Source organism: Stieleria sp. JC731 (assembly GCF_020966635.1).
Classification (GTDB): Bacteria; Planctomycetota; Planctomycetia; order Pirellulales; family Pirellulaceae; genus Stieleria.
Map to the genome: position 1 here is coordinate 155,606 of NZ_JAJKFQ010000026.1, position 8,172 is coordinate 163,777.

Annotated in this window: 5 protein-coding genes and 1 other RNA gene; 1 reads left to right on the forward strand and 5 read right to left on the reverse strand. The window is 53.8% G+C overall.

Annotated features, from left to right (window positions below; genetic code table 11):
* Positions 1 to 17 precede the first annotated feature (17 nt).
* The 5 genes from LOC67_RS23230 to LOC67_RS23250 all read right to left on the reverse strand — a co-directional run bounded on the left by LOC67_RS23230 (position 18) and on the right by LOC67_RS23250 (position 7,142).
* Positions 18 to 2,006 carry a vWA domain-containing protein gene (locus tag LOC67_RS23230; RefSeq protein ID WP_230265230.1) on the reverse strand — a complete coding sequence of 663 codons (1,989 nt, stop codon included), beginning with the start codon at positions 2,004 to 2,006 and terminating at the stop codon, positions 18 to 20.
* Complete coding sequence (locus LOC67_RS23235) at positions 2,003 to 2,896, reverse strand: DUF58 domain-containing protein (RefSeq protein ID WP_230265231.1); 894 nt, start codon at positions 2,894 to 2,896, stop codon at positions 2,003 to 2,005. Before LOC67_RS23235 ends, LOC67_RS23230 begins: the two co-directional genes overlap by 4 nt.
* A gap of 359 nt (positions 2,897 to 3,255) precedes the next feature.
* A complete protein-coding gene (locus LOC67_RS23240; protein WP_230265232.1) occupies positions 3,256 to 4,125 on the reverse strand; it encodes a YgfZ/GcvT domain-containing protein in 870 nt (289 codons plus the stop codon).
* 113 nt (positions 4,126 to 4,238) lie between these two features.
* Entirely contained in the window at positions 4,239 to 6,092 is a 1,854-nt protein-coding gene (locus LOC67_RS23245; protein ID WP_230265233.1) for a Gfo/Idh/MocA family protein, read from the reverse strand.
* 96 nt (positions 6,093 to 6,188) lie between these two features.
* Entirely contained in the window at positions 6,189 to 7,142 is a 954-nt protein-coding gene (locus LOC67_RS23250) for a DoxX family protein (protein ID WP_230265234.1), read from the reverse strand.
* Between the two features lie 570 nt (positions 7,143 to 7,712).
* Between LOC67_RS23250 and ffs the strand changes: the two genes are divergently transcribed.
* Positions 7,713 to 7,807, forward strand: an RNA gene (gene ffs / locus LOC67_RS23255) — signal recognition particle sRNA small type.
* Positions 7,808 to 8,172: the final 365 nt, after the last annotated feature.

The following is an 8,172-nucleotide window of genomic DNA, read 5'->3' on the forward strand; positions in this document are numbered from 1 at the left end:
TGCTGAATCATCATAGGCTAGGCAATACGCTTGTTGTAAAGCCACCATTCCGTTGCGATCACAACTAGAACGACCACCAGCAGCCATCGCCAGTACTCGTAGCGTGTTTCGATCGTTCCGGCCGTTTCAATTTTCTCGTATCCGATTTCGAATTCCGATCGTGGGATGATGGAGCTTTCCAATCGGCTAAAAAGGTTGATCGCAAACAGATCGACCAGTTTTTCTTCTGCAACGACACGATAAATCCCGGGCATTTCACTGTCGACAAATTCGACAGATCCCGATTGGCCTGCCGGGACGGCTTCGGGCGTGCCGTTGCCCCTAGCGATTTGTACCTCGTCAATTTGGCTTTCAACTCGTAGTCGCACCGTGTCACCAGGCAGAAATGAAGACGCGGATGTTGCGTCAGCCGCTCCAGCCAAATGACGAAGGATATTCAAAATGAATACTGGCCAGGATCGTTCGGCAAACCAGTTGGTGTTGGTTTGTGGGATGCCAGATTCGTCATTCGTTACGATGGCAAACCCAAGGACCAAATCTTGATAACCGTCCCGAGGTGCCAGTGCGAGCACTGAACCGCTGTCCGCACCGACCAGTTCGCGAGTTCCGGTCGGCCCCGTCACACTTCGGCCCTCAAAGATTAGCAGCGAAAATAGCTCGAGGTATTGCATGATCGGGTGCGTTCGATCAATGTCGACCAAGATGGTTTGCCCTGGTTCGCTTGACCAAGCCCATTGTTCGTTGGGAAGTGAAGCGATTGAAAACGTGTTGGTCAGCGGCATCGTTTTCGGGGCACATCGGTCGTAGATGATCAGGTCATCCAAACCGGCAGTTGCGCGAGCGGTGTATTCTGGTGTCTCCATGTAACTGGGCGCTTGAAAATCAGCGATGCAGACTTTTGCCGCACTCTCGGTTGTCAAACCAAGTTCAAGAGGGCGATTGCCTTCGGTGATCACCAATACAGAGACCGTTCTCATGGGGCGAAGACCAGCGTAGGCGAAGTTGTCGATTGACAAGTCATCGCTAAAGCGTTGTTCGCCATCACTCGATTCAAGCCGAACCTCCAAAGCAGCGGCTTCACCTTGCTCGGCAAGCTGAAACGTCAACGAGCCTTCTTCGTCAGGTTCTAGAGTCAAGGCTTCGGAGTCACGCCATTGGCCGTCTACATAGATCGATGCGTTAAGCGATTCGGATTGCTTGCCAAAATTGACAACCGTCACAAAAGCTTGGGCATCGCCGGTCCGTTCTACATTTCGATCCGCACTGAACGCCGTGATGGCAACGTTGCGCGGATTTTCGGTGCCAACTTTGATGTATGTCGGAACTAGATTGCCCACGTTAAATTCAGCAACGTCGCGAAATCCGCCATCGCTAAAGATCATCAGGTCAGCCGGAAGTGGATCCGCAACTTGGATATCGTTGACATCGCCCGCTTCGCTGCTTCGTCGTGGATTGGCAAGGCCATCGGCGGCTTCTAGTGCGCCGATGATATCAGTAGGACGGTTCGTGACTTGGGCGCGATCCAATGCCGATCGCAACCGTCCACGGTCGCTAGTGAAGGATTGCAAGACTTCGGCGCGATCGCTGAACGTGATCAACATCGCAGTGTCTTGATCTTGCATTTGGTCGATCTGATCGCGAATCATCTTCTTGGCGGATGCGAAGCGGCTTTCTTCTTCGACGTCCTCGGCCATCATGCTGGCCGACGCATCCAACAAAAATACCTTGCGGCTCAAGTCCGATTCTTCGCCTTGCTGTCCTGGTCGTAGCATCGCAAGGGCTGCTAACAATACGGCAAGCAATTGCAAAACCAGCAACAGGTTCTGACGAATCCGTTGGAACAAACTATTGACGTGAAGGTCTTCGACCGTCCGCGACCATAGGTAGGTGCTCGGAATTTCGATTGGCTCGCGACGGAGCTTCAGGAAATACAAAAGGATGATGCCAACGGGCACCGCTGCGAAAACGGCCCATTGCCAAGGCAACAAAGTCGAAATCCAGGTCACCGAACGACTCCTCGCTGGCGAAGGTATTTGGTCATCACATCGTCAACGGCTTGGTCGGTCCGGACCGGGATGTAAGCAATGCTGCGGCGGGCACAAAACGTTTTGATCGATGAAAGGAACGACTGCAGGGTTTGTTTGTAGCGTTCTAAGACGTAGGCGTTCACGGTGATTTCTGTTTGATCACCGTCTTCGATATCAATCAAACGACGGTCGCCACGAATCGGCGGATCGATCTCCTCTGGCGAAAGGACATGCATGATGTAAACGTCCATCCGTCGACCGATCAATAATCGCAGTGCTGACTCAAATCCGTTTTTATCCATCAGGTCGGTCAGTAGAACGACGACCCCGGTTCCTGAATTTCGAAGCGAAAAATCTCGAACTCCTTCAAGCAAAGAAACGTTATCGCCGCTGTCGATCGATTCCAGATACTGCAACATCTGCCACAGTCCCGTTCGACCTCGCAGGACCGGCGCGCGACGGCCTTGTTCGCCCATCGCTTGCACACTAACACGGTCGGCACGACAAAGTCCGATGTAACCAAGTGCCGCCGCCATTTGCTTCGCAACATGAAGCTTGGTCGGCGATCCGAAGTTCATCGACTCGCTGCAATCGACCAAGGCATAAACGTGTAAGTCCTCTTCTTCTTGATAAAGCTTGAGGAACAATTGGTCGAGCCGAGCGTAAAGGTTCCAGTCGATCAGACGCAGGTCATCACCGGGAACGTAGTTTCGAAAGTCAGCGAATTCAACGCTTTGCCCTTTGCGTTTACTACGGCGTTCTCCCTTCATTCGGCCACGAAAAACTTTTCGCGAAACAAGCTCGAGTCTTTCAAGCTTGGCCAACAGTTGTGGAGACAGAAGTTGCAATGGTTCAGTAGCGGCGCTCATGCGCTCAGTTTACTGAATTTTGATTGTGAGAGGGGACGCGGCAAGTTTTGTTTGTCGTTTTTGGAATGTGTGTTGCGGGTAGATAGTACTCGTCACAGCCCCTGTGACGCCCGTTTGGGGTTACCGTGCGTCACGGCGGAGCGTGACGGGTACATTGTTGCCGTCACAGTCCCTGTGACGCGGGTGGGGATGGTATTGTGTGGTGCGTCACGGCGGAGCGTGACGGGTACTTTGTTACCGTCACAATCCCTGTGACGCGGGTGGGATGGTATTGTGTGGTGCGTCACGACGGAGCGTGACGGGTACTTTGTTGCCGTCACAGTCCCTGTGACGTCTCTCTGACAGTTTCGGAGCTTGCTCTACTCACTCCAATCGATCACGACGGCAGCGAATCCTTCTCCTGTCGCTGTCGATCCGACCTCGAAATGCGAACGGCGTGTCATGCCGATTGCGATCGCGGTTTCGTCAGACTGTTTTGCGATACTGGTTAATCGCCCGACGACTTTGTCTTCACTCGAGACTTCAGCACCGGCAGCTGGGATATGCCCGCTAATTCGCCACCGCATCAGTTGTTTTTGAACTTGGCCAAGGGCATCCAGCCGAGCGACCGTTTCCTGTCCTAAATAGCAGCCTTTGGTAAAGCAGATTGTCTTTTCAATTCGGCTGGCTTCTTGAGGCAGGTTTTTTTCACTGATATCGCTGCCGTACCAAGGGTAACCGGCGACCGTGCGGCTAAAGTGAAAACTGTCATCGTCACCGATGGATTCACCAACGGTCTGGATCACTTGCTCGACCGCTCCTGGAGTTTCTGTCAGGATGACGAAGGTGCCTTCACCCAGCCAATTGACTTCGTAACGCTGCGAATTTGTTTGATCCCAGTCAGTTTCACTCTGCAACGATCCAGTGACGTCGGGTGAAAAAACGAAGGCCGTAAAGTCACTCGAGCGATCGACCGGACGCGAATCTTCGCGGATCGTATAGCGATCGGCATGCTGGCTGATCGCTTCGGCTTGTCCTGCTGCGCCGATTAGCCGGAAACCTTCGTTGGTTCGAAAGACATCAACCAAGGCAAGCGTTTTGCCGCGAACATCGGTAATAAACGATTCACAACCACACCCGACTTCCAACTGGCGAACATGATTGGTTGTCAGGTTGTTCAAAATGGTGGGCGAGTCATTGCCGACCAAGTCGAGGACAGTGATTTCGGACAGGCGATGGATTCGCAACATCTGGTCTGGTCTATCGATAAAGGATGCAAAAAACAAAGCCGGCGTTTAAACCGGCTTTGTAGACCTTCAATCCGAAGGATTCGGATTTTGATTGATTCGAATCGCTGAAGGATTTAGGTCAGATCTTTCAGCATGTACTCTTTCTGCTTCGCGATGTCGCTTCCGTCAGGAGTCTCGTCGCTGTTCACATCGAACCATTCTTCTTTGTACTGCAGGTATCCGCCTTTGCCGGCAGCCGCGTTCTTGAGAGCTTGGTTGGCACCCAAAGCGATGACAGCGTCGCCCATCGCGACTTCGGGATAGCAGCGCGGCTTGTTATCGGGATCTGGGTTGCGGATGCAATAGGCCCAGTGTTCGATTTCTTCTCGGTACCCGCGGCTAACCGGTCCGGACGCAGCTGCTTGTGCAACAGGTGCTGCAAAATCACCGCTGGCACTGGTGTCCAAAGCGTATCCGCCACCAGACTGCTTCTTCACGCCAACCTTGCTGCTGGTGTCACTGTTGCGATACAGCAGGACGTCTTGCTCTTTATCCAGAATCAATGTGCCCTTACTGCCCATGACGACTTCGCCCCAGCCGCCGAATCCGTTGCCATTGATCGTGCTGTAAGTAACAACGACTTTCTTGTTCGGGTCTTGTTCGTAACCCGGAACGGCACCGTTGGGATAGCCTTCGACACGATCGTGGTACCCAACGTCGAAGGTTTCGGCGTACTCAGGACCAGGGAACTCGAAGGTGCAATAAATGTGATCACCGACTTCACGGTCACGTGGCATGATGTGACGTCCACCGACGGCATGAACGCTCAGCGGGTGAACTTTCTTGCCATCATCACGAAGCGACGACAAGAAGATGCTGACGGCGTCCAGTTGGTGGCTTCCCAGTTCAGCCATCAAGCCAGCACCGGTTCGTTGGAACAATCGCCAACGGTGTAGCTCTTCGGCAGCGGAGAACATCTCCTCTTTTCCGCCTGGGAATTTGACCGAGAAGTCTTCGTAGCCGAACTTGGCAAGTTGATCGTTCAGCATTTTGTCGGCATCCCAAGCTTCCCACTGGGCGACTTCCGCTGTGAGGCGTTCGATGTCGGCTGGCGAGGTCGCTTCTTCGAGAGCACGACGACGGTGATTGAGGTCGCTCGCAATGCGGTCGAACAGCTTGCCGTTTTCATCCAGTTCGCCACCGGGGATTGGCATCGACCAGCTATCGCGACCGGGCAGGTTTCCACGGTGCCATTGAGCACGAATGTGGTGTAGCTGGCCCAGCAGTCCCCAGCGAATCAAGTTGACCGCGTTTTCATATTTTACGTTGTAGTGACGTTGGTGACCGGTCGCCAAGTGAAGTGGGTTGCCCTTCTTGTCTTTCAGCTCCGCCGCCATACGGCTCATCACTTTGCACTGTGCAACATTGTGAGCCATCAACTTTTCGGTCAGAACGTGCAAACCACGCTCCATCGCCAGCGCGGCGACAGGGGCATGCAACCACAAAGGCAACGCGATGATGACCGCTTCGATATCCGGATCATCCAAGCATTCCATGATGCCGCCGGTTTTCAGGCCGTCATAGACTTTGACGTGTTTGCGTGCTTCGGATTCGTCTTTATAACCGCAAACACGGATCAGACCGGGGCGGCGAACCAATGCAGATGCACTGCTGCAATCGCCGTGAAAGGCGCGGTGTTGGCTGAACGGTCGGATGTCGCAGATCGCGCGAACGTCGACATAGTTGGGGTTACAGCCACCCAGCAGAACGTTGCCTTCGTCACCGGTGCCGATGACCGCGACGCGGACGGGGTCTTTGACTTCACCGTATCCGAAATACGCGGCGCCCAAGCCGGCACCGCTAACAGCACCGGCAGCGACGATACCGCGTAGAAAATCGCGGCGGTTAACGTCGTAATAGCTGGAAACGGCGTTGTAGTAGTTGTCTTCACCGACGGTGCGCTCGTCTGCAGAAAGCTTGTCGACCATCTTGATATCCTCGAAACGTGTTTTTGTTTTGTTGTGTTGTGGGGAGAACGCGACAAGGACGGCTCATCTGGCTTCGTCCTTCAATTCTATCCGGGATTACTTTCCGCTGGCCGGTTTGTCGGCAACCGACTTACGAACGATCAGGTGCAAGAAGTAGTCAAGTCCGGCGAAACGTCCGGCTCCGGTGCTCGCCAATACAAGGCAGGCCATGCATTCGACCAACTGGTAAGTGGTGCTCGATGGCCCGGTCGCTGGAGGAAACTGGCTCAGGAATACAGAACCGAGAAAACCTGCCGCAGCTAACGCCGCTAGTGGGGTGAATAGGCCAAGCAGCAAGCACCATCCGATCGCGACGTCGAAATAGGGCACGACGCGATTAAGAAGCGATGTGTCCACACGTTCGAGGCGAGGGCGGTCCATTTTGATCGGCGGCGATTGTGCACGTTGGTTTGGTGCGGCCAAAGAATTGATGGTCACTTCAAACGCTGACCAAAGCTGATCGATCTCGGCAAGGACCGGCTTCAGCTTCGCCTCGTTTTCTTTGCGGACCGTTTCAACCTGCCCCGCCAAACTTTCAACGCCTTGTCGAGCTGGGTCCGACTGAAGTTTTTGAACTTGCGCCACACCAAGCTTGTATTCGCGGATTTCGTCGGCGTTTGATTCGACGATCAGATCGAAATTTTGCAGCGATGTGTTCAGTGCTGCTTTGGCGGCTTTCTTCTGTTTGTCGCCGAACTGGTAGTAGTCGGCAGCTCGGTCAGAATAATCCTTCAACCACCATTCGTGGTTTTTGCGATCCAAGCGAAACTCGCCACGCCGGTCCCAAACCATGCTGTGGAAATGCTCCGCGAATGGTCCCTTCGCGTTGGCGAAGAAAGGTGCCGCGTCCCAGTCGCCTTCGCGGACTTTGGAACTACCTTCGCTAAGAAAATGAAATCCGATGGTTATCCGAAGCAGGACCAACATGGCAATCGCGAGGATTCCCAAGATCCGTGGTGAGATTCCCCATCCGACCACCAGTCGCAATGGAGATAAGAGGAGGTGTTTCACGATCGCGGAAGGCTCCGATGCAAGGCAAGTAGGCAAGGTGGCTTGCGAAATAAGGCTGCGAACGCCCGGCCACTAGAATCAATTCAAGAGCCGCAAGCTCAAAAGGTGGGAAGTGCGTATTATGGACAAGATTGCGGACGACGCCAAGGAGAAAGCAGGCTTCCCAATCGCTGATACACGAGGAATTTCGGCCTTTGAACGAGCTTTGGGCCGCATAACCGCTGATTCACGAAAAGCCACCCAATCGGATGGGCAATTCGCCGCTGAAAAAGTAAATGACGTAGGAGCTAAGGGTTGACGCGCCGGTTCGCCGCAAGGTTTGTGTCACCGGCCCCCGTCCTATCGCCGCCAAAATCGAACCGCAGTCCCTTTGCAAAGTAAAGGTTCCTCGCCGCTTCATTGCAATCGAGCCTTTGCAAGCTGTGTCCATGACGTTAAGCTTCTGCCCTTCCGCTAATTGATGAGACAAGCTTGAATGTCTCTTAGCGGCAGCGAATAGCTCGGTTTTATGACCGGTTTCGTACGAGATGTACGAATACAACAAGCAAAAATACAACAAGACTGTGCGTCGGTGGCGACCCTTGCGACTGTGAGTCGTGAACCTGGTCAGGACTTAATTGTAGCAGCCATAAGCGATGTAGCTTTGTGTGAGGGTCGCCTCCAACGTGCAGTCTTTCTTAGATCCCAAGCTGATTTCAAGCAACCGTCGCGATCGCGATAAGGGTTTAGTTTGAGTGGTCCTTGTCAGCTGCAACGCGCCAGCGTGCGGTTAGGTTGGCAGGATTGATCGGCGTCACACTTATGCAACCGTCGCTAGCGCGAAACCGGCTCAGTTTGGATGGTTGCTATCAGCCCCAAAGCGCCAGCGTGCGGTTGGGTGGGATCGTGGACCAACGTCCGTTGTGAACCGCGAGCTAGCGCTCTGCGGCTGATAAGATTTCGGCGATGGTGATACATGATCAGCCGCGACGCGCCAGCGTGCGGTTAGGCGGGCAGGATTGATCGGCGCCAAATCCATGCAACCGTCGCT

What these genes read in the sequence shown, in the direction of transcription:
- LOC67_RS23235 (WP_230265231.1), bottom strand. Translation starts at nt 2,896, where the DNA reads ATGAGCGCCGCTACTGAACCATTGCAACTTCTGTCTCCACAACTGTTG.
- LOC67_RS23245 (WP_230265233.1), bottom strand. Translation starts at nt 6,092, where the DNA reads ATGGTCGACAAGCTTTCTGCAGACGAGCGCACCGTCGGTGAAGACAAC.
- LOC67_RS23240 (WP_230265232.1), bottom strand. Translation starts at nt 4,125, where the DNA reads ATGTTGCGAATCCATCGCCTGTCCGAAATCACTGTCCTCGACTTGGTC.